This window comes from Bradyrhizobium sp. AUGA SZCCT0222, from assembly GCF_018130205.1.
In the GTDB taxonomy this organism is placed as follows: domain Bacteria; phylum Pseudomonadota; class Alphaproteobacteria; order Rhizobiales; family Xanthobacteraceae; genus Bradyrhizobium.
This window is the reverse complement of record NZ_JAFCLX010000002.1, coordinates 165,481-186,617: the sequence shown is the minus strand read 5'-3', so window position 1 is coordinate 186,617 and position 21,137 is coordinate 165,481. Positions and strand designations below refer to the sequence as shown.

Annotated in this window: 22 protein-coding genes and 1 pseudogene; 9 read left to right on the top strand and 14 right to left on the bottom strand. The window is 63.0% G+C overall.

Features of this window, described 5'->3' with window-relative positions; genetic code table 11:
- Positions 1-108: 108 nt before the first annotated feature.
- Positions 109-1,602 carry an FAD-linked oxidase C-terminal domain-containing protein gene (locus tag JQ629_RS02295; protein WP_212410877.1) on the bottom strand — a complete coding sequence of 498 codons (1,494 nt, stop codon included), beginning with the start codon at positions 1,600-1,602 and terminating at the stop codon, positions 109-111.
- A gap of 228 nt (positions 1,603-1,830) precedes the next feature.
- On the opposite strand from JQ629_RS02295, the gene JQ629_RS02290 reads away from it, so the two are divergent.
- Positions 1,831-2,223 (top strand): c-type cytochrome, encoded by a 393-nt coding sequence (locus JQ629_RS02290; RefSeq protein ID WP_192738960.1) that lies wholly within the window; start codon positions 1,831-1,833, stop codon positions 2,221-2,223.
- A 165-nt stretch (positions 2,224-2,388) separates the two neighbouring features.
- Here JQ629_RS02290 and JQ629_RS02285 read toward each other — a convergent pair whose 3' ends face one another.
- On the bottom strand, positions 2,389-3,351 hold the full coding sequence (locus JQ629_RS02285; protein ID WP_212410875.1) for an alpha/beta fold hydrolase: 963 nt from the start codon (positions 3,349-3,351) through the stop codon (positions 2,389-2,391).
- A 265-nt stretch (positions 3,352-3,616) separates the two neighbouring features.
- Here JQ629_RS02285 and JQ629_RS02280 point away from each other — a divergent pair, with 265 nt between their 5' ends.
- A complete protein-coding gene (locus tag JQ629_RS02280; protein ID WP_212389135.1) occupies positions 3,617-3,796 on the top strand; it encodes a hypothetical protein in 180 nt (59 codons plus the stop codon).
- Positions 3,797-3,885: 89 nt separating this feature from the next.
- Here the strand turns inward: JQ629_RS02280 and JQ629_RS02275 are convergent, their stop codons facing one another.
- The 3 genes from JQ629_RS02275 to ykgO form a co-directional block, all read right to left on the bottom strand.
- Entirely contained in the window at positions 3,886-4,161 is a 276-nt protein-coding gene (locus JQ629_RS02275; RefSeq protein WP_212389136.1) for a hypothetical protein, read from the bottom strand.
- A 109-nt stretch (positions 4,162-4,270) separates the two neighbouring features.
- Positions 4,271-4,930, bottom strand: a complete 660-nt coding sequence (locus JQ629_RS02270) for a tetratricopeptide repeat protein (RefSeq protein WP_212262910.1) — start codon at positions 4,928-4,930, stop codon at positions 4,271-4,273.
- 92 nt (positions 4,931-5,022) lie between these two features.
- Positions 5,023-5,148 carry a type B 50S ribosomal protein L36 gene (gene ykgO / locus JQ629_RS02265; RefSeq protein WP_002718645.1) on the bottom strand — a complete coding sequence of 42 codons (126 nt, stop codon included), beginning with the start codon at positions 5,146-5,148 and terminating at the stop codon, positions 5,023-5,025.
- Positions 5,149-5,481: 333 nt separating this feature from the next.
- Here ykgO and JQ629_RS02260 point away from each other — a divergent pair, with 333 nt between their 5' ends.
- A complete protein-coding gene (locus JQ629_RS02260; protein ID WP_212410873.1) occupies positions 5,482-6,510 on the top strand; it encodes an acyl-CoA desaturase in 1,029 nt (342 codons plus the stop codon).
- Positions 6,511-6,592: 82 nt separating this feature from the next.
- Here JQ629_RS02260 and JQ629_RS02255 read toward each other — a convergent pair whose 3' ends face one another.
- Both JQ629_RS02255 and JQ629_RS02250 read right to left on the bottom strand, forming a co-directional pair.
- Complete coding sequence (locus JQ629_RS02255; protein WP_212410871.1) at positions 6,593-7,807, bottom strand: ABC transporter substrate-binding protein; 1,215 nt, start codon at positions 7,805-7,807, stop codon at positions 6,593-6,595.
- Between the two features lie 55 nt (positions 7,808-7,862).
- Entirely contained in the window at positions 7,863-8,810 is a 948-nt protein-coding gene (locus tag JQ629_RS02250) for an alpha/beta fold hydrolase (protein WP_212410868.1), read from the bottom strand.
- A gap of 88 nt (positions 8,811-8,898) precedes the next feature.
- Between JQ629_RS02250 and JQ629_RS02245 the strand changes: the two genes are divergently transcribed.
- Positions 8,899-9,444 (top strand): MarR family winged helix-turn-helix transcriptional regulator, encoded by a 546-nt coding sequence (locus tag JQ629_RS02245; RefSeq protein ID WP_249134766.1) that lies wholly within the window; start codon positions 8,899-8,901, stop codon positions 9,442-9,444.
- A 426-nt stretch (positions 9,445-9,870) separates the two neighbouring features.
- Here the strand turns inward: JQ629_RS02245 and JQ629_RS02240 are convergent, their stop codons facing one another.
- Together JQ629_RS02240 and JQ629_RS02235 are read right to left on the bottom strand one after the other, a co-directional pair.
- Positions 9,871-10,305 carry a MaoC family dehydratase gene (locus JQ629_RS02240; RefSeq protein WP_212410866.1) on the bottom strand — a complete coding sequence of 145 codons (435 nt, stop codon included), beginning with the start codon at positions 10,303-10,305 and terminating at the stop codon, positions 9,871-9,873.
- Between the two features lie 24 nt (positions 10,306-10,329).
- Positions 10,330-10,806 (bottom strand): MaoC family dehydratase, encoded by a 477-nt coding sequence (locus JQ629_RS02235; RefSeq protein ID WP_211993746.1) that lies wholly within the window; start codon positions 10,804-10,806, stop codon positions 10,330-10,332.
- A gap of 109 nt (positions 10,807-10,915) precedes the next feature.
- On the opposite strand from JQ629_RS02235, the gene JQ629_RS02230 reads away from it, so the two are divergent.
- From JQ629_RS02230 to JQ629_RS02215, 4 genes are all read left to right on the top strand, one after another.
- Positions 10,916-11,800 (top strand): amidohydrolase family protein, encoded by an 885-nt coding sequence (locus JQ629_RS02230; RefSeq protein ID WP_212036908.1) that lies wholly within the window; start codon positions 10,916-10,918, stop codon positions 11,798-11,800.
- A 46-nt stretch (positions 11,801-11,846) separates the two neighbouring features.
- Positions 11,847-12,671 carry a dienelactone hydrolase family protein gene (locus JQ629_RS02225; protein ID WP_212410864.1) on the top strand — a complete coding sequence of 275 codons (825 nt, stop codon included), beginning with the start codon at positions 11,847-11,849 and terminating at the stop codon, positions 12,669-12,671.
- Between the two features lie 5 nt (positions 12,672-12,676).
- Positions 12,677-13,426 carry a haloacid dehalogenase type II gene (locus JQ629_RS02220; protein WP_212410862.1) on the top strand — a complete coding sequence of 250 codons (750 nt, stop codon included), beginning with the start codon at positions 12,677-12,679 and terminating at the stop codon, positions 13,424-13,426.
- Positions 13,427-13,524: 98 nt separating this feature from the next.
- Positions 13,525-14,010, top strand: coding sequence for a YbaK/EbsC family protein (locus JQ629_RS02215; RefSeq protein ID WP_212410860.1), 486 nt, complete (start codon positions 13,525-13,527; stop codon positions 14,008-14,010).
- Here the strand turns inward: JQ629_RS02215 and JQ629_RS02210 are convergent.
- On the bottom strand, positions 14,007-14,381 hold the full coding sequence (locus JQ629_RS02210) for a hypothetical protein (protein ID WP_212410858.1): 375 nt from the start codon (positions 14,379-14,381) through the stop codon (positions 14,007-14,009). The two genes, JQ629_RS02215 and JQ629_RS02210, sit on opposite strands and share 4 nt — an antisense overlap.
- Before the next feature lie 236 nt (positions 14,382-14,617).
- Positions 14,618-15,598, bottom strand: a complete 981-nt coding sequence (locus JQ629_RS02205) for a helix-turn-helix transcriptional regulator (RefSeq protein ID WP_212410856.1) — start codon at positions 15,596-15,598, stop codon at positions 14,618-14,620.
- 285 nt (positions 15,599-15,883) lie between these two features.
- On the opposite strand from JQ629_RS02205, the gene JQ629_RS02200 reads away from it, so the two are divergent.
- The gene (locus tag JQ629_RS02200) at positions 15,884-18,511 is read left to right on the top strand and encodes an autotransporter outer membrane beta-barrel domain-containing protein (protein ID WP_212410855.1); all 2,628 of its coding nucleotides are present in this window, start codon (positions 15,884-15,886) and stop codon (positions 18,509-18,511) included.
- A gap of 10 nt (positions 18,512-18,521) precedes the next feature.
- Here JQ629_RS02200 and JQ629_RS02195 read toward each other — a convergent pair whose 3' ends face one another.
- The 3 genes and pseudogenes from JQ629_RS02195 to JQ629_RS02185 form a co-directional block, all read right to left on the bottom strand.
- On the bottom strand, positions 18,522-19,511 hold the full coding sequence (locus tag JQ629_RS02195; protein WP_212410854.1) for a Bug family tripartite tricarboxylate transporter substrate binding protein: 990 nt from the start codon (positions 19,509-19,511) through the stop codon (positions 18,522-18,524).
- An 87-nt stretch (positions 19,512-19,598) separates the two neighbouring features.
- A pseudogene (locus JQ629_RS02190) lies at positions 19,599-20,127 on the bottom strand (REP-associated tyrosine transposase).
- Positions 20,128-20,190: 63 nt separating this feature from the next.
- Positions 20,191-21,099: a LysR family transcriptional regulator gene (locus JQ629_RS02185; protein ID WP_212410853.1), complete on the bottom strand. Its 909-nt coding sequence runs from the start codon at positions 21,097-21,099 to the stop codon at positions 20,191-20,193.
- Positions 21,100-21,137 lie beyond the last annotated feature (38 nt).

Sequence of the window (21,137 nt, the reverse complement as noted above, 5' to 3'; positions counted from 1 at the left end):
GGACGATCCAGTAATCGCAAGCACCGTGGCTATGCACTGACGGCGCGGAATACTGGATACCCCGCCTGCGCGGGGTATGACGACCGAAAAATGGGTGAGCCTCATTCTTCAAAATCGCGGAAGTTCGGGAAATGCCAGCCGGCCGCCATGCACGTGCACGCGGCCGAGCTCGGCGCAGCGATGCAGGGTCGGAAACACCTTGCCCGGATTGAGCAGGCCCTGGGCGTCGAACGCGCATTTCAGCCGCTGCTGCTGGTTGAGGTCGATCTCGCTGAACATTTCCGGCATCAGGTCGCGTTTTTCGATGCCGACGCCGTGCTCGCCGGTGAGCACGCCGCCGAGTTCGACGCAGCAGCGCAGGATATCGGCGCCGAACGCCTCGGCCCGCTCCATCTCGCCGGGCTGGTTGGCATCGTAGAGGATCAAAGGATGCAGATTGCCGTCGCCGGCATGAAACACATTGGCGACGCGCAGATCGTATTTGGCCGAGAGGTCGCGGATGCGCGCCAGCGCCTTGGGCAGCGCGCCGCGCGGAATGGTGCCGTCCATGCAGAGATAATCAGGGGAAATCCGGCCCACGGCCGGAAACGCCGCCTTGCGGCCGGCCCAGAACAGGTTGCGCTCGGCTTCAGACGTGGAAATCTGCAGCGTGGTGGAGCCGCAGCCTTTGGCGATGGCCTCGACGCGGCCGATCAGTTCATCGACTTCGACGCCGGGACCATCGAGTTCGATGATCAAGAGCGCCTCGACATCGAGCGGGTAGCCGGCATGGACGAAGGCTTCGGCGGCGTGGATCGCCGGCTTGTCCATCATCTCCATGCCGCCCGGGATGATGCCGGCGCCGATGATGCGGGCCACGCATTCGCCGGCGGCCTCGACCTCGGCGAAGCCGACCATCAGCGCGCGGGCGGTTTCCGGCTTCTGCAGGATCCGCACCGTGATCTCGGTGATGACGCCAAGCAGGCCCTCGGAGCCGGTGATGATCCCCATCAGGTCGTAGCCTGCGTTCTCGGCCGACTTGCCGCCGATGCGGAGGATTTCCCCTGACATCAGCACGATTTCGCAGCCCAGCACATTGTTGGTGGTCATGCCGTATTTCAGGCAGTGCACGCCGCCGGAATTTTCCGCGACATTGCCGCCGATCGAGCAGGCAATCTGCGACGAGGGATCGGGCGCGTAATAGAAACCGGCATGCGCCACCGCCTGGCTGATGGCGAGATTGGTCACGCCGGGTTCGGTCACCACCACGCGGTTGTCGAAATCGATCTCGCGGATGCGCTTGAATTTGCCAAGGCCCAGCAGCACGCCATCGGCCAGCGGCAGCGCGCCGCCGGACAGCGACGTGCCGGAGCCGCGCGGCACCACCTTGATGCCCTGCTCGAAGCAATATTTCAGGACTTTGGAGACCTGCGCTGTCGTGTCGGGCAACACCACGACCATCGGCGGCTGCCGATAGGCCATCAGGCCGTCGGACTCGTAAGGCAGCATTTCGGCTGCGCTGTCGATCACGCCCTCACCCGGCACGATCACCCGCAAGGCGGCCACAATGGCGTCGCGGCGATCCAGAACGGCCTGATCGGAAGCCGGCATCATAATGGCCATGCGTTTCCTCCAGGGCCTAGCGCGTTATCGATTTGTCGCGGTAAATCAAGCACGTCTGGGCGCATTTGGGTAGGCCACACCAATCTGTCGGATTGCCTTCCCCAAATCGTGAGTTCGCTCTCGGGCAAGCCTGCGATGCCGGAACCTGTCAAAGTTTCGTGGCTTGTCCAATGGGAACGAGCCTGCCAAAAGCAATCGACCTCCAGGGAAAGAGACGAAGAGCACCACATGAAAACACCGATCTTGGGTACGCTGGTTGTTGTCACCTCATTGATGGCCGTGTCGGGCGCGCTGGCGCAGGACGTCACCGCCGGCAAATCCTCGTTCAACAAATGCATGGCCTGCCATGCGATCGGCGAAGGCGCCAAGAACAAGGTCGGGCCGGAACTGAACGGGCTCGACGGCCGCAAGTCCGGCACCACGGCAGGCTACTCCTATTCGGAGGCCAACAAGAATTCCGGCATTACCTGGGGCAAGGATGTGTTCCTCGAATACATCAAGGAGCCGAAAGCGAAGATTCCCGGCACCAAGATGGTGTTCGCCGGCATCAAGAACGAGAAAGAGGCCAACGACCTCTGGGCGTTCCTTGTGCAATACGACAAGGACGGCAAGACCAAGTAACGGCTGCCAATATCGCGATTGCAGAGCTTCGGTTCTGATTCAATCAGAGCCGAAGCGCCCGCTTCCGGTTTGACGCGTTTTCTTGACGCGAACCGCTATCCGCCCCCGGATCAGCTCCCAGGGCATGCTCGCTCACAAACGCTGCATGCTTCGCTCAAAAACGCCTTAGTTCGCTGCGGCCGCGGTGTTCTGCGCCATTCTGCCTGTCATCGCTTCGATCTCGGAGATCACGAGATCAGGCACCGCGTTCTGCACCATGTGGCCGAGCCCGGGCAGCACGATTAATTTGACGTTGGGCGCAGTAGCCGCCAGCGGCAGCGAATGGATGTTGGTCGACACCGTCTTGTCGATATCGCCTGATATGATCGTGATCGGCGCTTTAATACTGGCATAGCGCGGCGACTGCTCGGCGACGGCCGCCTTCAGCGTCACCAGATCGCGCGCATTGGCGAGAAACTCGCGCGGGCGCAGCAGCAACGAGCTTGCGGTGTTTTCGACATATCCATCCGGGACCGGTTGCGGCAGGAACACGCCGCGGACGCCGGAACTGATGAGGAGTTTGCCCAGCGGCAGCGTAATCGTATAGGCCAGCAACGGGCCGATCACGGGCGTCGCGACGATCTTGTTGTAGCGTCCGACGCCGCCCGGCCACGGATAGGCCACCGGTGCCAACATCACCATGCTGGCGACGCGCTCCGGATAATCCAGCGCCATGCGCGCGCCGAGCGCGCCCGCCCAGGAATGCACCACGAAGATCGCACGCCCGATGCCGAGCCTGGCCAGCGCCTCGTCGATCATCCGTCCCTGAATTTCGGGCGTTGAGTCCTCAAGATTGGCGCGCTTGCTCCAGCCGTGGCCGGGACGATCGATCAGGATCACCCGATGGCTCTTCGCAAGTCGCTCACCCACCGGCTGCCGCATCACCTCGAGATTTGAACTGGCGCCATGCAGCATCACGATCGGAGGGCTGGCCGGATCGCGCGGGCCGATATCGACAATATGAAGGGTCGCGCCGGCAACCTCGACCATCCTGCCCTGGGCGGGATGGGCCCGCTGCGTCAGCCACACCCCACCCTGCGTGACCAACGCCAGGATCGCCAGCGCCGCCACGACAATCGCTACCACCATTGAAAATATCCGAATGATCTTTGGCACCAACGAGATACGGCCGGAATGGGTGCGGGTTTCGGGAGTTCTCCACAGTCCGCCCAGCCCTGTGGATAGCGGGGTCATACTGCCGTCACTGGGCTTTTTATACAGTCACGCTAACACTTTCGCCATGTCTCGACGTGTTTGATCAAGGTGTGGCCGACACCTGAAACTTGTACCCAAAATCCACAGGAACGCAGGCGAAGACCACAAATTGTTCCACGGTACAATCGGAGGACTACCCATGATTTCCGACGCAAGCGAAGCGGCCATCGACCAGATCGTTGCGACCTGCAACGGCGACATTCGCGGCGCGCTGAAGGCGCTGCTGCTGGTCAATGAACAGCTGGAAGCGGAGTTGGCGCAGTTCTACGCGGCGGCGGGCCTTGACGGCATGGCGCGCGGCAGCAACGTGCTGCATTAGGATTTTGCGCGAACCGGTATTCACCCCCGGATCAAGTCCGAGGGCATGCTAGGCTTGTAAACGCTTCAGCCTGATTTGGTCAGACTTGTTTAGTCCGACTTGTCCTCATCCCCCGCATCGGAGGAAGGCTGTTCTACCTTCGGGCAAGCGCTGAGGGTCGTGCGTGCGAGTTTGGCATCGTCGAGCGATCGATAAGGCCCGCTGCCGAACCAGATATTTCCGCCAACCTGCGCGTTGATCACTGGATTGCTGGTGACGATCTCGCATTTGTTGGAGGCGCGGTCGCCGACCACCCAATAGTCTGCGCCGAAAGCGCTCGTGCCGGCAGTGACCATCACCGCGCCGGCCAGCAGCAATGATTTCATGGCTTCGCTCCTGACAAGCTGACGGCCGATAATAATGCGTTGGCGGGAAACGTTCCGGCCTGTCCGGAAACAGGGTTAACCACAACGGAGCACAGCGATTCTGATTGAATCAGATATCGCGGCCCTCGACCTTTTCGGTCAGCGTCTTGACCAGTTCCGGCACCTTTTCGAGGTACGGGTTGACCGCGAGCGCCTTGCGGAACGCTTCCAGCGCGCGCTTTTCCTCGCCGAGGTCCTGCATGATCATGCCGAGCCCGGCCAGCGCCCCGAAATGGCGCGGTTCGCGGACCAGCACCTGCCGGATGTCCTCAAGCGAATGGGCGTAATCGTTCTTCAGATAGTAAAGCGTCGCCCGCCGGTTCCAGGCCTCGACATAATCGGGTCGCAGCTTGACCACGGCGTCCAGCAGCTTGAGTGCGACGTCGGCCTTCTGCGCGTCCATGGCCGCCTTGGCGCGCACCATCAACAGCGCCGCGGTATCGCTCGGGGTCTGCATCCACAGCGCCCAGATCCGCGCCTCGACATGCTTGGCGCTGGCCTCATCCGGCGCAGCCTTCAGCGCGCCGAACAGGAAATCCAGACCGCGCGTCCGATCGGCGCCGACCTTCGGCAGTTTGCTCGGCGCTTCCGGCAGCTTCTTCTGTTGCTTGGGTGGCGGGATGATCCGGGGATCGTTCTGAGCAAACGCCATCACCGGCACGGCTGTCATGACAGCGGCGACAAGGATCGCGATCCGGCAGGTGCGGGGTTGCAGGAATCTCAAAGCCATGGGGCAAGTCTAGACGCACAAAAACGCGCTGCAAAGCAGCACGTCGTCAAAGACCTGTGAAGCGGGACGGAATCGCGGGCGAAAAGCCGACCTCAGCCCTGACGGGCCTTGAAGCGGCGCTGCACCTTGTTGATCACATAGACCCGGCCCTTGCGGCGGACCAGACGGTTGTTGCGATGGCGACCGCGCAACGATTTCAGCGAGTTACGGACCTTCATGGGACAATCCTGATGCGTTGAAAGGCCGTGATGGAGGCCGAACCTGCGCTACCCGAAAGTGGCAAAATGAGATTTTTCCCGCCAGCGGCCATACCGCCCGGGACGGGGCGGTTTCTAAGCCATCGCAGGGGAGAATGTCAATCAACCCCGCGAAATCCGGCCCATCTGCCTCGGGGGGCCGCTAGTCAGCTGATTCTCCAGCCATTTTTCTCAAGAATTCAGCGTCAATTAGCCCCAGATTTTGGGCCCCGGTGCCAGGGCGAACCCGTATAAGAGGAATCGCTCCCTTGCGTCACCGACGACGCCTTCCGGCAGAATGGAACTGACCTCCTTATGACGACCGCTCCCCGGCCGACCATCAAGACTGCGGTACTGACCCCTGACGCCCCGATTAACCAGCCCCCAAGCGCCAGGCTGCTGCTGCCGGCCGGCGTGCTGCCGTATCAGCTCAACTGGCCCTACATTCTGGGGATCGGCGCCTACCACGCCCTGGCGCTGCTGGCGTTGCTGCCGGGCTATTTCAGCTGGAGCGGCCTGATCGTCGCGATCGTGGGCACGCATCTGTGCGGGCTGTTCGGCATCAACCTTTGCTACCACCGGCTGCTCACCCATCGCGGCCTGAAATGCCCGAAATGGCTGGAGCACAGTATGGTGGTCATCGCGATGTCCTGCTTGCAGGAAACGCCGGCGCGCTGGGTCGCGATCCACCGCCGGCATCATCAATTCGCCGACCAGCAGCCGGACCCGCACAGCCCGCTGGCAAGTTTCTTCTGGGCCCATATCGGCTGGATCCTGGTGCATCAGCCGGAGCTGTCCCGGCTCGGGATCTACGAACGCTACGCCAAGGACATTTTGCGCGATCGCTTCTATGTCGCGCTGGAACGCCATAACTGGCTGATCTGGATCAATCTCATTCAAATGCCGCTGTTCTTCGCCGCCGGATTCGCCGTGGCCTGGCTGTTTGGCGCAACGCCGGCCGACGCAACGCAGACCGGCCTCAGCATTCTCCTGTTCGGCGTCTTCGTCCGCACCGTGCTGGTCTGGCACATCACCTGGGCCGTCAATTCGGTGACACATGTCTGGGGCTACCGGAACTATGAGACCGATGAGGACAGCCGCAACAACATGATCGTCGGCCTGATCTCGAACGGCGAAGGCTGGCACAACAATCATCACGCCGACCCGCGCTCGGCGCGCCATGGTCATCGCTGGTGGGAGATGGACAATACCTGGCTCACCATCCGTTTTCTGGCGTGGCTGGGCCTTGCCACCGCCGTCGTGCCGCCGAGCGCGCATCTGGCAAAGCAGCCTGCCGGGAGCAAGCTGACGACGCGCGGGTCGACGGGCGTCCCGAACGAATAGGGTTAGGGGCCCGGACACAAAATCGCGAAAACAACCCCATGCAAAGCAGGATGGGGCCCTCGCGCGGACGAATGTGAAGGCTTCAGCGGGCCGGGTTCTTGACCAGGGCGCACTTGCTCTCGGACAGCGGCCACACGGTCTCCTCGGGCGGAATCGAGCGAACGATCTCGAGGTAGTCCCAAGGGTAGCGGGATTCCGCAGGCTTCTTTACCCGCGCCAGATACATCGTGCGTGTGACGCGACCATCGTCGCGGATCTGCGCGTTCTCCGAGAAGACGTCCTCGACCGGAATCTTGCGCATCTCCGCGGCGACCTTATCGGCATCGTCGGTGCCGGCCTTGGCGACCGCCTTGAGATAGTGGCGAACCGCACCGTAGACGCCGGCATGCAGCATCGAGGGCATCATCCCGGTCCGTGCCATGAACGCCTTCGACCAGCTGCGCGTCGCTTCATTCGCGTCCCAATAGGAGGCGGTGGTCAGATACGTGCCCTGTGTCGCCTTCAAGCCGAGGGCATGGACATCCTGAAGGAAGAAGATCAGCGCGGCGAGGTTCTGACCGCCCTGCACAAGTCCGAACTCTCCGGCCTGCTTCATCGTGTTGGTGGTGTCATTGCCCGCGTTGGCGATGCCGATGACCTTCGCGCCAGAGGACTGCGCGCGAAGCAGAAAGGAGGAAAAATCCGCCGTGTTGAGCGGATGGCGCAGGGCGCCCACGACCTTGCCGCCGGCGGCTTCGATCACTTTGGTCGCATCGGCCTGGAGCTGGTGACCGAATGCATAGTCCGAGGCGAGGATAAACCAGGACGTTCCACCCGCCTTCACGACCGCCGAGGCGGTCCCGTGCGACACCGCGTAGGTGTCGTAGGTCCAGTGGAATCCGTAAGGCGAACACTGCTCGTTGGTGAGCGCCGTGGTGCCGGCGCCGGAATAAAGCGCGATCCGCTTCTTCTCGCGCGCCGCATTCTGCACCGCGAGCGCGACACCCGAGTTCGGCACGTCGACGATCGCATCGACGCCCTCCACGTCAAACCAGCGTCGCGCGATCGAGAGGCCGATGTCGGCCTTGTGCTGGTGATCCGCCGAGATCACCTGCACGGGCTTGCCGAGTACGGTGCCGCCGATTTCCTCGACCGCCATCTCGGCGGCGGCAACCGACCCCTTGCCGGTGATATCGGCCGTCACGCCGGCAAGATCGGTGAGAACGCCGAGCTTGACGACATCGCCGCTGATCTGGGCCTGTACCGCGGCCGGCAGCAATGCGGCCAGGAGTGCAACGCCGAGTGCATTCAGCCTCATCTTGGATTTCCTTCCCGTAAGCGTTTTCTGGTGATCTTTTTCTGGTGGTCTTGCGTCAGCAATTGTTGGCGTCGAGCCAGCCGAGAACCATCGCGGCGAGGTCGTCGCTGTTGTCCTCGATCATCATCATGTGACCGTTGCCGCTTATGCCGCGCTCCGGCAGCCATACGAACTCCGCGCCGAGATAACTGGCGGTCGCCTCGTCCACTTCGCGGGGATGGCGCGCGTCGTGATCGCCGGTCACGATCAGAATCCGATGCCCTTTCAGACTGGAAGGATCGCTGATCCTCAAGCCGCGTCCGCCAATGTTGAATCGCTCGTTGAGGATGCGCGCGCTCTCCGGGACGATCGAACGGCGGTAGTTCTCGAAGGCCTGGCGCGGAAAGCGCGGCGCGTTGGCCCAATAGGCGGCGGCGAATTCGGCGCCGAACCACACCGGGCTCTCCTCCCCGGAATAGACCGGGCAGCCCGCGCGCGCGTCGTCGCGCAGCTTCAAAATGGCGGCTGGATCGTCGGGCAGGTCTGCCAGCAGGTTCGCGGGCGGTCCCGGCGCGATGGCGACGACCGCCGACACCAGATCGGGGCGCTGCTCCACGATCCACCACGCCATCGGTCCGCTGGCTGAATGCACCAGCAGCACCGCGGGCCCGACCCGTTCCAGAAGTTCGAGCAGCGCGCTTGCGACGTCTTGCGTGCCAAGCCTTGCAAAGTCCGGCCCCATGGGCGAGCGGCCGTGGCCCGGCCAGTCGGGCACGAAGACGCTGCGGCCCGCGGCGGCGAAGCGCGGCGCCCAGCCCGGCCGAAAGTCCGGCGTCGCCAGATAGCAGGCGCCGGTATGGCCGCCGCCATGCACCATGACGACAGGCGGCTTGCCCGGCGCGCGCTGAGCCGGACGGACGTGATCGACATAGACGGGGTGAGCCGCGGTTCCCGCGTAGAAGGCGGGCGGCGCATTGTCCCATGAGGAAAGCATGAATTCTCGCTGGGCCGGCACGGCGTCCATGCCACCCTCCCTGTCGCTCGCATTGATCTTTCTTGTTATCCGGCAATGCTAAGGTGGCACCGATTCTGATGCAAGGCGAAAGTCACAGATGAGACTAAAAAAGTCACATATAAGACTATCTAGACCGAAGGCCGCACCGGCCCGCACCGCGCGTCGGGGTGCGGGCGGCGAGATCGCCGACGTCCTCGGCGGCACCGAGATCAAGATCGCCTACAAGATGGGTTACGTGCTGAACTTCTACCGCGAGCCTTCATTCCGGAAGATCGAAATGGAGTTCGGCCTGACGCGCCCCGAGATCGTCACGCTGATCTTCCTGAATTTTCGCGAGGGCGTGACCGCGAGCGACATCTGCGAGTATACCGGCCACCTCAAGGCGAACATCAGTCGCGGGATCATCGCGCTCGAGAAGAAAAAGCTGTTGCGCCGCGAAGCCGACAGCACCGACAACCGGCGCCAGATTCTGTTCATCACACCGGCCGGCCGCGCGCTCTATGCGCAGTACATACCGGCGCTGCGCGAGCGCGAGCGCAACATGCTTGCGTGCCTGACGCAGCCGGAGCGCAAGGCGTTCGAACGCCTGCTCGACAAGCTCGCCGGCCATGTGCCGCTCTGGGCGGCGCCCGGTGAATTGTAAGGTGGCGCGCCGGTGCAATGCATCCTAGAGCCTTTTCCGTTCCGATTGAATCGGAACGGGCTCTGGATTCTTGATTTGACGCGTTTTCTCGACGCGAACCGGGATCCACTTCGCTGGAGAACGCTCCAAAACGGCGCTGTTGACCCCTTGCGGAAGTGGTCGGCTTTAGGAGCGAGCGCCATAAACCTTCGTATAGTTCCGCGACCTGTTGAGATACCCGACGTTTACCTACGTCCAATTGAGTCCCCGATCGCGATCATCCTAGATAGGGGGTACCTAGCGCCCCTCGCGCTATCGCTGCCCTCCTTGGGCGTTTCCTCCCTAGACTTGGGCCGCTTGCGCCAATGCAGGCGGCCTTTCTTTTGCGCGCCTCGAAGGATAAGAAGCGCCCGTGGCCCATCCTTCAGGCTCGCTTCCCATTACGCTCTAATTCGGAAACTCGACCATCGCTTCCCCGGTCGCGACCTTCTCGCCCGTCTGGTTGCGCACCATGACGTCGATCAAGACCCAGCGTGAGTTCTTGGTCACCTGCTTCGATTTGATGACCCCCGTCGGCTGGATGGTGTCGCCGGGCTTCACCGGCTTGACCCAGCGGGTTTCCAGCCTCCGGTGGATGGCGCCCGCCGGATAGGCCCAGTCGGTAATCATTCGGGAAATCAGCCCGAAATTGTTCATGCCGTGCATGATGATGCCGCCGAAATTGGTCTTGCCGAAATTGCCCTTCATGTAGTCGTCGTCGAGATGCAGCGGGTTGTAGTCGAGCGAGGCATCGCAGAACAGCCGGATCGATTCGCGTGACACCGCGAATTTCGGCCCGTCGATGCTGTCGCCGGCGTTCAGGTTTTCAAAGCTGGTGGTCATGATCGCTCTCCTCGGCTTCTGGTCTTATTCGGGCCGGATGGTCCAGCCACGGCCGGAACAGATCACGTCGCCATGCTGGTTGAAGAAGACGTTGTCGTGCACCACGAACAGCCGCTCGCGCTTGATGAATTTGTCGAGCGCGCGGGCCTGTAATGTGATGACGTCGTTCGGCCGCGCCGGAATGTTGTAGCTCCAGGATTGCCCGGCGTTGACGGTGCCGGGCGAGCGCATCCAGTCGTCCGCCGGCGTGCACGAGAACATCAGCAGGATGTGGATCGAGGGCGGCGCGATCAGGCCGCCATAGCGGGTGGTTTTCGCGTAGGCCTCGTCGAAATAGATCGGGTGATCCTCGCCGACCGATCTGCAGTACAGCTCGATCGCTTCTTTGGTCAGCGTGTAGGGGATGGTCTTGCGCGGCGCGCCGGGCACGATGTCGTCCCAGGCCTTGCGCAAATTGGCGTCTTTCCAGAAATCGGTCTCGAAGGCTTCCGCCTGCGCCATGCCATCCTCCCTGTTTTTTCCGCGATCTTTGATTCTGCCGCCTTGCGGAATTTGTTATATAGTATAATCAATTTCCCAGACCGAAAAATCAAGCCGCCGGGAACCCCAAATGGCCAAGCTCACGCTGCCCAATATCGACGATGTCGTGGCGATCGACATCCACACCCACGCCGAAGAGCCCTGCGGCATGCATGGCGACGACGGCTATGACGATTTCCAGGCGCAGATGGCCGACTATTTCAAGTCGCCGCACAAGCACCCGCCCACGGTTCCGGAAACCGCAGCCTATTACCGCTCAAAGAAAATCGCGGCCGTGATCTTCCCGGTCGATGCCGAACGCGAGACCGGTTTCCGCCGCTACAACAATTACGAGATGCTGGAAGTCGCCTCCGACCATCTCGACGTCCTGATCCCCTTCGTCAGCATCGATCCCCACAAGGGCAAGCTCGGCGTGCGCGAGGCGCGCAAGCTGATCGAGGAATACGGCGTCCGCGGCTTCAAATTCCACCCGACCATGCAGGGCTTCTATGCCAACGACCGCATGGCCTACCCGCTCTATGAGGCGATCAACGAGGGCGGCGCGATCGCGCTGTTCCACACCGGCCAGACCGGCGTCGGCAGCGGCATGCCCGGCGGCATGGGCATGCGGCTGAAATATTCCAACCCGATGTACATGGACGACGTTGCGGCTGACTTCCCCGACCTGAAGATCATCCTCGCCCACCCGTCGTTCCCCTGGCAGGAAGAAGCGCTGTCGGTGGCGACCCACAAGCCGAACGTCTATATCGACCTCTCCGGCTGGTCGCCGAAATATTTCCCGCCGATCCTGGTGCGCTACATCAACTCCATCCTGCAGGACAAGATGCTGTTCGGCTCGGACTGGCCTGTCATCACGCCGGACCGCTGGCTGGCGGATTTTGCCAAGCTCGACATCCGCGACGAGATCCGGCCCAAGGTCCTGAAGGCCAACGCACGGAAGATTTTGGGTATATAATAGCGGCGTCCGGTCGTTGGCGGACGGTTGAACAAGATGGTGTCCAGTGACCCAACTTGCCAAAATCGCTGTCCTCGTCGCCGCGATCTCGACGGCAAGCATCGTTCAATGCCCCGCGGCTGAATCGCCGCCGATCGCCGTCGAAATCGAGAGCCCGCTCGCCAGTCCGCATCCGCTGCAGGGTTATCTGCGGCAAACAAACAGCGCGGGCCCCTCGCCCGCCGTCGTGTTGCTGCATAGCTGCAACGGGAATTGGGGACGGCTGGACCAGCGTTGGGGCAAGCGGATCGCATCCTGGGGCTATGTGACGCTCACCGTGGATAGCTTTGGCCCGCGCGGCCTGAAGACCTGCGGCGAACATCCCCCGCAGGATCTGATCCTGGATGCCTATCGGGCCCTGAAGTTTCTGGCGCGCCATCCCCTGGTCGATCCTGCGCGTATTGCGGTGCTGGGTTTTGCCAATGGCGGTCGGGTGGCTCTCACGTCTGTCGAACACGGCTTCCTGGAACAGGCATCGCCAAACAAGTTTCATGCTGCCATCGCGTTCTATCCGCCGTGCCGTCATTTCAAAGGGCCCATGACGGTGCCGACGCTGATTTTGATCGGCGAGCGCGATGAAGTGACCCCTGCCGAAGAGTGCCGCAAAATGGTAGACGGCCGGGATGCCTGGGGCATATCAAGACAGAAGGATCAGGGCGCGCCGATCAAGCTCATCGTCTATCCCGACGCCTATCACGGTTTCGACGTACCCAGCGTCGCGATACCGGCCGAGCTTTCGGGGCGCCATCTCGAATTCAACCAGTCGGCAACAGACCAATCGATCGTCGCGCTCCGCGAATTCCTCGACGCAACGATTGGCAGGAGAGAGTAAGTCAAGTGACTATCAAAGCCGTCGTGTTCGACGCCTATGGCACGCTCTACGACATCCAGTCGGTGGCGTCAGTCACCGAACAGGCGTTTCCCGGTTACGGCGAAATCATCACCCAGGTCTGGCGCATCAAGCAGCTGGAATATACCTGGCTGCGTTCGCTGATGCGGCGCTATCAGGATTTCTCCGATGTGACGCGAGAGTCCCTGGCCTACACGCTGCGCTGCCTCGGCCTGGAATGCGACGAGGCTGATTTCGCCGGGATCATGGACAAGTACCTGCATCTCGATCTCTATCCCGATGCGCTTGCCTCGCTGGCGGCGATGAGGGACAAGAAGCTCGCCATTCTCTCCAACGGCAGCCCGGACATGCTGGACGCGCTGGTGAAGAATAGCAGCCTCGACCGCGTGCTCGACGCCACCATCAGCGTCGACGCCAAAAAAGTATTCAAACCGAGCCCGGACGCCTACTCCTTGATCGAAAGCACGCTTCACATTCCGCCGCACGAGGTCCTGTTCATCTCCTCGAACCCGTGGGACGCCTGCGGCGCCAAGGCGTTCGGCCTCAACGTCGCCTGGATCGAACGGGTGACGCCGGAGGCGATGGCGCAGGCCTGCACCAAAGCTGATCTCGTCCCGCCGATCACGATGTTCAAGGCGATCCGTACCCAGATGGACGAGCTCGGGCTGGAGCCCGACCATCGCATCCACGCGCTTGCCGAATTGCCCGAACTGGTAGCTGGAGCCCCGTTCCGATGAAATCGGAACGGGGCTCCAGATTCTTGATTAGACGCGTTTTCTTGACGCGAACCGGTGTCCACTTCGCTGGAAAACGCTCTACCCGAAAGTCCTGACCCATGAGCCTTGAATCCGTCCGCGCCTTCTTTGCCGAGAAGGCGCCTGAAATTTCGGTGATCGAATCCACCATGAGTTCGGCAACGGTCGCGCTCGCGGCCGAGGCGTATGGTGTCGAGCCGGCGCGGATCGCCAAGACGCTCAGTTTGCGGATCGGCGAACGCGTAGTCTTGATCGTGGCCGCCGGCACCTCGCGGATGGACAACAAGAAGGTGAAAGCGCTGTTCGGCGGCAAGCCGAAGATGCTCGGGCTCGACGAGGTCGCCGAGATCACCGGCCATGAAGTCGGCGGCGTCTGTCCGTTCGGACTAAAGACGCCGCTTCCGGTCTATTGCGATGTGTCGCTACAGGCGTTCGATGTCGTGGTTCCCGCGGCGGGCTCAACGCACAGCGCGGTGCGCATCACGCCCGCGCGCATGGCGGAACTGACCTCGGCCGAATGGGTCGATGTCTGCGAGGTCAGAACCGAAAGCGAAGCGACGGCCTAATCGTCGTCGTCGTAGGGTCTCGGCGGCAGCGGCTGGGGCTGTACCAGTGGTGCTGCACGGCCGCGCGGCGCGATTTGCTGTTGTGGCGCCCGGCCGGCCGGTGGCTGTTGCGCATTCGCCTGCGATTCGAATACGGCGCGGCAATTGTTCGAGAGCTGCGGCGTATTCTGCCGCAAACACGTCACGATCCGGCTGACATCCGGAACCTGATCGCTGCACAGTCGCCATACGTCGGGGGTGCAGGCCATCTGTTGTTCCCAGGTTCCCCTATACTCCTGGGCGAATGCGGTTGATTGCAGGGCGCCAACGCTTCCGATCGCGAGGGCAAGGCTGAGCCCGATGCGAGGCGCGGCCGGGTCCGCTCGTTTCATGTCCGGTCCTTTCATTCGAGTGGTGTGGCGATGCGGGTTCCAACTCGCACCGCTCCCAAAACTCTCCAATGAATGCGGCTACCCAACGTTCGCTCAGACAAAAAAATGTGAATGGAGTTCCCTACTCTGCCTCCGATGTCCCTCGCCGCGGCGACAAGTCGAGGGAAGCCCGCCATGAGCGCCCGACTGCGCGACGTCGCATCGCCATGTGATGCAGGACGGGGACCGCTAGCTTGCTACTCTTTTTCCGAGCGCCGCATTTTCGCGTCCAGCGGCGTCATGCCAAAACGCCGGCGAAACGACCGGTGAAAATACGAGACATCGTTGAAGCCGGAGAGATAGGCAATATCGCTGATCTTGCTCGCCCGGCGAAGCGGATCGCGCAGCAGCCGTGCCGCCCGCATCAGCCGCTGCTCCAGAACGAATTCCGAAAACGTGGTACCAGCGCGCTCGAACAGCATCTGTATGGCGCGCGGGCTGGCGCGGTGGCGCTGCGCGAGGTCGGCGAGCGTGAGCCTGCCGTCGCCGAGGCGCGACAGAATGTCGGCCTTGATCGCTTCCAGGCGAGCCGCCGCAAGGCCGCGGTCTTTCGCGAGTTCGGTCTCGTCGCGTCCTGTCCCCAGCATCAGGACAACCAGGTCCAGAAGATGCTGCGAGACGGCACTCTGCGCCAGCGCGTCGAGACCCGGGGCATGCTGAACCGCGAGGTCGTAATATTGGTGCAGCATCGCCGCGAGCGCGGGGTTTGGCGCGAGCGGCCGCGCAATGCGATCTTCCGCATCGGGACAGTAGGCGAGCAGCATCCGGCGCTCGATGAACAGTGACTTGAAGCGGCCTTCGGCCAGCTGCGAGACGTCGGCACCTTCATGCGCCGCATCGGCAAGGCCGGTGCCCATCGGTTCAAGATCGACCGACCGGCCACCGACCGTGATGCGCATCGGCGCGGCCGTGGCCAGCACAAAGGCGAGCGCGCTGTCGCGGTCGGCGCCGGTCGCGACGAACTGCATCGGCGAGCCTGCTGCCCCCGACATCTTGAGGCCCGGCAGCGGCACCGCGGTCACGTCGCATCGCACGGGCCCGGCCGCGAGCGGCGCGACATCGCCGCACATCACGCGGCGGCAAAACTCCTCCCGCCAGGCGTCATAGGCAGGCCCATGCGGGTCGCCGGTATAGCCGAGGCGCGGTGCGCCGCGGATCGATTCGCTGTCGGCCGCCATAAGCGCGCGCGTCTCCAGGCTCGTGTAACGGAACACCAATATCGCGTTGGCTGCCCGGCGCAACGTCTTCCAGCATAGTTGCGCGCCAGGCCATGGAAATTTGCGCTGCAGTCCATTCGGTGCGGCAACGCGTCGCGCCGCCGGCCCGGCCGTCCGTGGCATCGCCGCAACAGGCCGGCACAAACCAGCGTCCTGCGCCTTCAGCCATAATGCGTTTCGCCCGGCTCCAAGAAGCGCCGCGACGTTCCCGCTAGCAGTTCAGATACTGCAACGAAGGAATTGTCGATGCCGACTGGAATACAGGACCGCGCCCAGAACGCCGTGATGCCGAATGACTTGCGCAACAGGCTGCTCGTCACCACCGCGCTGGCGCCGCTCCTGCTCGGGGGACTGCTTTCGCTGGCACCCGGCCCGGCGCGCGCCGCCTGCACGGTGGCCGGCACCGGCACCATCGGCGCACTTGACTCCGGCGACGTGGCGACCTGCACCGGCCTGGGCAACACCGACAACATCAACGCTATGGGCAGGACCAATGTCACGGTCGATATCGGCACGGGAGGCGCCCCGGCTTCGCTTACGCCAGCCGCCGCCTTTTCTGCGGTTATTCTGTCAAACACTTCCTCATCGCAGGTGAATGTCAATGATCAGGGAACGATTCAGCACGCCGGCAGCAGTGGAATCCTGATCCTCAACGGCTCCGCCAGCAACACGATATCGATTGCAGCCGGAGGGCTTGTCGCGACCACGAGCATCGGCGGGCCTGCCATTGGCGTTCTCGATTCCAGCAACAACACCATCAACGTCGGCGGCACTGTGTTCGGTAACGCCATCAGCGCGCAAGGTGCATATGTTGGCGGGACATCGACTTCAAACTCAATCAATGTGCTCGCTGGCGGATCCGTCATCGGCTTTGACGGCATTTTTCTCAGCGCCGGCGGCAACACGATCAACAATGCCGGTACGATTTCCGGGACCGTCGCTGTGGGAATCACGGGATCGACCGGCATCGACGCCGTCTTCAATTCGGGCACGATCACGGGCGGCGGCAGCACCGCGATCAATCTGTCGGGTGGCGCGGACTCGCTCACGCTGGCGCCAGGATCCGCTATCACCGGGCTTGTATTTGGCGGTACCGGCACCGACACGCTGGGATTTGGCGGTAACGGAAGCGCGACGTTCAACCTCGGCAATCTCGGCACCGGCCTGCAGTATGATGAGTTCGAACTGCTGCGGAAAACCGGCACGTCGGTCTGGACGCTGACCGGCACCACCGCCTTCAACGGCGCCACGACCGTGGAAGCCGGCGGCCTGATCGTGAACGGCACATTGCCATCCGTCGTCACCGTTCATGGCGGGTATCTCGGCGGCAGCGGCACGATCGGCGGTCTCGTCGTCAACAACTTCGGTACGGTCGCGCCCGGCAATTCAATCGGCACCATCAACGTCAACGGCAATGTCACCTTCAACGCCGGCTCGTATCAGGTCGAAATCAACGCCGCCGGACAATCCGACAAGATCGCCGCGACCGGCACTGCGACCCTCAATGGCGGCACCGTGCAGATCGTGCCGCTCGGCACGGGCTTTGTTGCCAACACGCAATATACGATCGTCACCGCGGCCGGCGGCGTCACCGGCACCTTCGCATCGCTGGCGCCGCTAACCGCGCCGCTGGTGTCGGGGCAGCTCAGCTACGACGCCAACAATGTGTATTTCACGCTGCAGCAGATCGCAGGCTTCGGCACGCTGTCGTTGTCGATGTCTGGTTTGACTCCCAACCAGGCCACCGTGGCTGGCGCGCTGGACCAAGCCCAGCTCGGCGGCGTGTCCGGGCCACTCTCGACCGCCATCAACACCCTCGCCGCGCTCAACACGCCGGGTATCAAGGCCGGTTTCGACGATCTCGCCGGACAAATTCACGCCGACGGGCGCCGTTTCACCATCGATCAAGCCGGCGCCTTCCAGAATTTCATGTGGAACGCCGGTACCCAGTCGCGCGGCGAGACCGTGCGGATGTCGGCCTCTTCCTACGCGCCGGAGCCGGCGGACCCGATCGGCAAGGCGCTTGCCGCGCGCCGCGCCGCACCGGTGCAGAGCGTGTGGTTCGGCGGCTATGGCAATTGGGACAAGGTGGCGGCTACCGACATCGCCTTCGGCACCAACACCAGCATCGGCGGCGCCGCACTCGGTGTCGATCTGTGGAACAGCCCCGGTTTCACGGCCGGCCTCGCAGTCGGCGCATCGACCGGCAAGATCCGGTCGGCTAGTCGCGCCGACCGGATCGATGCCAACGCCGGCCACGCCGGGTTCTATGCGCGCGGCGAGAGCTACGGCTTCAACGTCGCATCGGCCATCAGCTATTCCTTCGCGGCGCTGGAATCCTCGCGCGCGATCCCGTTCCTGGGAGAAACCGCCACCGGCCAGTCCCGTGCCAACACGTTTGCCGCCACATTCGGCATCGCGCGGCCGTTCCAGTTCGGCGGCATCAAGGCCGAGCCCTTTGCCAACCTCGACTGGTACGCGACGCGGCAGAACGGCTTCAGCGAAACCGGCGCACCCGGCGTGAATCAGATTGTACAGGCCGGCGGCTTCGACGCGCTGTTCGGCACCGCGGGCCTGCACTTTTTGCATCAAACCGTGATGACCAATGGCCTTCCGGCGCAGTTCGGCGTCACGCTCGGCGCGCGCCATGAGTTTTCCGGCAACGCGCCAGGCATGCTTGCGGCCTTCGAAGGCGCGCCGGGAATTCAATTCGCGATCACCGGCGTCGAACGCGCCCGCACCACTGCGCTCACCGGCGTCGAGGCGCGGTGGGACCTCACGGCCACGACGTCGTTCAAGGCCTCCTACGAGGGCGCGTTCGCACCGGGCCTTGACCGGCACACATTGCGGGGCGCAATCCGCAGCGAATTCTAAAGGCAGGCCCCTACTCCACCTTGCCGATCTTCTTCACCGCGGCGACCAGCCGCGCGCTGTCGTCGGCGACAAATTTTGCAAATTCCGGCGCGTCCATGTAAGCGACCGGACTGCCCGCGGTCTCGAAGGTCCTGATCACTTCGGGCGCCTTCACCGCCTGTGCCATCGCGCCGCGCAACTGCGTCATGATCGGCGCCGGCAGTGCGCTCTGCGCGAACAATCCCGCCCAGATGTAGAACTCGACGTCCTTGTAGCCGAGCTCCTGGAAGGTCGGCAGATCGGGAAAGCTTGCGATACGCGCCGCGCCCCAGTTCGCGAGCACGCGCATCTTGCCGTCATCGACCTGCTGCTTCAGCGTGCCCGGCGCCGAGGCCACCGCCTGCACCGTGCCGCTGAGCAGCGCGGTCAACGCAGGTGCGGCGCCGCGGAACGGCACGTGCAGCAATTTGATGCCGGCGCTCGCCGCTAACATTTCCATCGCCACATGCAGCGTGCCATAGGGGCCGGACGAACCGTATGGAATCTGGCCGGGGCGCTTTTTCGCGTCATCGACGAAATCCTGCAGCGTCTTCCATGGCGCCGAGGCCGGCACCGCCAGCAGCGTGGGGTCGGCCAGCACGCGCGCGACCGGCGCGAATTGCGAGACTTCGTAGGCCACCGGGCGGTCGAACAGCCGGTCGGCTTCCGGCAGCACCGCCAGCGACGACAGCGTCATCAACAATGTGTAGCCGTCGGGTTCGGCGCGCGCCGCCGCCGCATTGCCGACCGATCCGCCGCCGCCACCGGCGCGGTTGTCGACCAGCACCGGCTTGCCGAGGATTTTTTCCAGCGCCTGCGCCACCGGCCGCGCCGCGAGATCAGCCTGGCCGCCAGGCGGAAACGGCACGATCATGGTGATGTTGCGCGAGGGGTACGCGCCTTGCGCGAAGGTCACATGCGAGAGCGCGGTTTGCGCCAGCGGCAGCACGGCGGCGGCTTTCAACAGTTCCCGACGATTCATTGGCATTTCCCCCGGCGTTTTGTTTTGGTTATTGGGGGTAGCCTAGCCTGAAATTGTAGGGTGGGCAAAGCGTAGCGTGCCCACCATTCATTCGCCGAACGTTCCGTGAATTTCCTTCATATCGCCACCCCAATCCGCGACGAGGTGACATCGTTCGACGTATCGATGAAAGCTGCTGTGGGGCCAATCGGCGACACGCGTGACGTGTCCGTGTTTGACGGGGTTAAAACGGATGTAATCGATATGCCGCTCGAGATCGACCATCGTTGTGGATCGTATGCTCCCAAAAACGGCGCCGCCAGATTCCCTTCTCGCGTTTGACAATCTTGCTCGGTGAGCGCGGCTCTTCCTGAAGACCGCGAGAGAAGCCGCTCTTGATCAAGCTCCACCGAATGGAGAAATCCGCGTCTCCTTCAGGCAGGGTCCAGATCGCGTGAATATGGTCCGGCAGCACACAGATCGCAACGGTCTCAAACGAACGGCGCTCGCGGACGAGTCGATATACTTTCCGCAGGCGATCGACTTGGTCGACGAGCAATGCGCTTGAACGATCGGCGAGAACGACCGTGAAGAAGAAAGTGTGGCCGCGGATCTTTGAGCGTCGGTAATCCGGCATGGACAACTTATATCACGCTAGAATGGTGGGCACGCTTCGCTTTGCCTACCCTACGAAGTCTCACTACTTCTTCTTCCCCTTGGCAAAATGCTTCATCAGAAACTCCGCCAGCACCTCGACGCGGGCGGGGCGCGGGCCGCCGGGGGGTGTCACCAGATGCACCGCGCCTTCCGGCTGCTTCCAGCCCTTGAGGATCACCTCGACCTCGCCGGAGGCGATTGCATCGCCGACGATGAAGTCGGGCAGATCGGCGATGCCGAGCCCGGCAATCACCGACGGCAACACCGCCTCGCCATTGTTGACGCGAAGCTGGCCCGCCGGGCGCACGCTGGCCTGCTCGCCAGCGGCGTTGGTGTAGTGCCAGACGCCGGGCGTCGAGAGATAGGCGTAGCCGAAACATCGGTGCTGGGAGAGATGCATCGGATGCGTCGGCCGGCCGTGGCGCTTGAGATAGGACGGCGCGGCCACCGTGTAGCGCGGCATCGCGCAGAGCCGCCGTGCGATCAGGGAGGAATCAGGCAGCCGCGCGATGCGCAGGCCGGCATCAAACCCCTCGCCGATCAGATCCACCGTCGCGTCGCTGAGATGCAGGTCGATCGAGACTTCCGGATACTGGCTCAGGAATTCCGGCAGCAGCGGCGCCACCGCCTTGACCCCGAACGTCATCGGCACCGCGAGCCGCACCAGCCCGCGCGGCGCCATCGATTGCGACAACGTCTCGCTCTCCGCCGCCTCGCCGTCGATCAGAAGCTGCGTCGCGCGTTCGGCCAGTTTTTGGCCGGCATCGGTCAGCGCTAGCCGCCGCGAGGTGCGGTTGAACAGCCGCGCGCCGAGCCGTTGCTCGAGCCGGCTCACCGCCTTCGATACCGTGGCCTTGGACAGCGCGAGCTCGGTTGCGGCCGCTGCAAACGACCGCAATTCCACGACCTTTGCAAAAATCGCCAGCGCTTCGAAATCCGGAAGTTTCGCCATTCGGCCCGCCAGTCAAGTCGGATTGATCGGGCCTTGCC

Coding starts and splice junctions, on each gene's coding strand:
- JQ629_RS02295 (WP_212410877.1), bottom strand. CDS start 1,602: ATGGCCATTATGATGCCGGCTTCCGATCAGGCCGTTCTGGATCGCCGC.
- JQ629_RS02290 (WP_192738960.1), top strand. CDS start 1,831: ATGAAAACACCGATCTTGGGTACGCTGGTTGTTGTCACCTCATTGATG.
- JQ629_RS02285 (WP_212410875.1), bottom strand. CDS start 3,351: ATGGTGGTAGCGATTGTCGTGGCGGCGCTGGCGATCCTGGCGTTGGTC.
- JQ629_RS02280 (WP_212389135.1), top strand. CDS start 3,617: ATGATTTCCGACGCAAGCGAAGCGGCCATCGACCAGATCGTTGCGACC.
- JQ629_RS02275 (WP_212389136.1), bottom strand. CDS start 4,161: ATGAAATCATTGCTGCTGGCCGGCGCGGTGATGGTCACTGCCGGCACG.
- JQ629_RS02270 (WP_212262910.1), bottom strand. CDS start 4,930: ATGGCTTTGAGATTCCTGCAACCCCGCACCTGCCGGATCGCGATCCTT.
- ykgO (WP_002718645.1), bottom strand. CDS start 5,148: ATGAAGGTCCGTAACTCGCTGAAATCGTTGCGCGGTCGCCATCGCAAC.
- JQ629_RS02260 (WP_212410873.1), top strand. CDS start 5,482: ATGACGACCGCTCCCCGGCCGACCATCAAGACTGCGGTACTGACCCCT.
- JQ629_RS02255 (WP_212410871.1), bottom strand. CDS start 7,807: ATGAGGCTGAATGCACTCGGCGTTGCACTCCTGGCCGCATTGCTGCCG.
- JQ629_RS02250 (WP_212410868.1), bottom strand. CDS start 8,810: ATGGACGCCGTGCCGGCCCAGCGAGAATTCATGCTTTCCTCATGGGAC.
- JQ629_RS02245 (WP_249134766.1), top strand. CDS start 8,899: ATGAGACTAAAAAAGTCACATATAAGACTATCTAGACCGAAGGCCGCA.
- JQ629_RS02240 (WP_212410866.1), bottom strand. CDS start 10,305: ATGACCACCAGCTTTGAAAACCTGAACGCCGGCGACAGCATCGACGGG.
- JQ629_RS02235 (WP_211993746.1), bottom strand. CDS start 10,806: ATGGCGCAGGCGGAAGCCTTCGAGACCGATTTCTGGAAAGACGCCAAT.
- JQ629_RS02230 (WP_212036908.1), top strand. CDS start 10,916: ATGGCCAAGCTCACGCTGCCCAATATCGACGATGTCGTGGCGATCGAC.
- JQ629_RS02215 (WP_212410860.1), top strand. CDS start 13,525: ATGAGCCTTGAATCCGTCCGCGCCTTCTTTGCCGAGAAGGCGCCTGAA.
- JQ629_RS02210 (WP_212410858.1), bottom strand. CDS start 14,381: ATGAAACGAGCGGACCCGGCCGCGCCTCGCATCGGGCTCAGCCTTGCC.
- JQ629_RS02205 (WP_212410856.1), bottom strand. CDS start 15,598: ATGGCGGCCGACAGCGAATCGATCCGCGGCGCACCGCGCCTCGGCTAT.
- JQ629_RS02200 (WP_212410855.1), top strand. CDS start 15,884: ATGCCGACTGGAATACAGGACCGCGCCCAGAACGCCGTGATGCCGAAT.
- JQ629_RS02195 (WP_212410854.1), bottom strand. CDS start 19,511: ATGAATCGTCGGGAACTGTTGAAAGCCGCCGCCGTGCTGCCGCTGGCG.
- JQ629_RS02185 (WP_212410853.1), bottom strand. CDS start 21,099: ATGGCGAAACTTCCGGATTTCGAAGCGCTGGCGATTTTTGCAAAGGTC.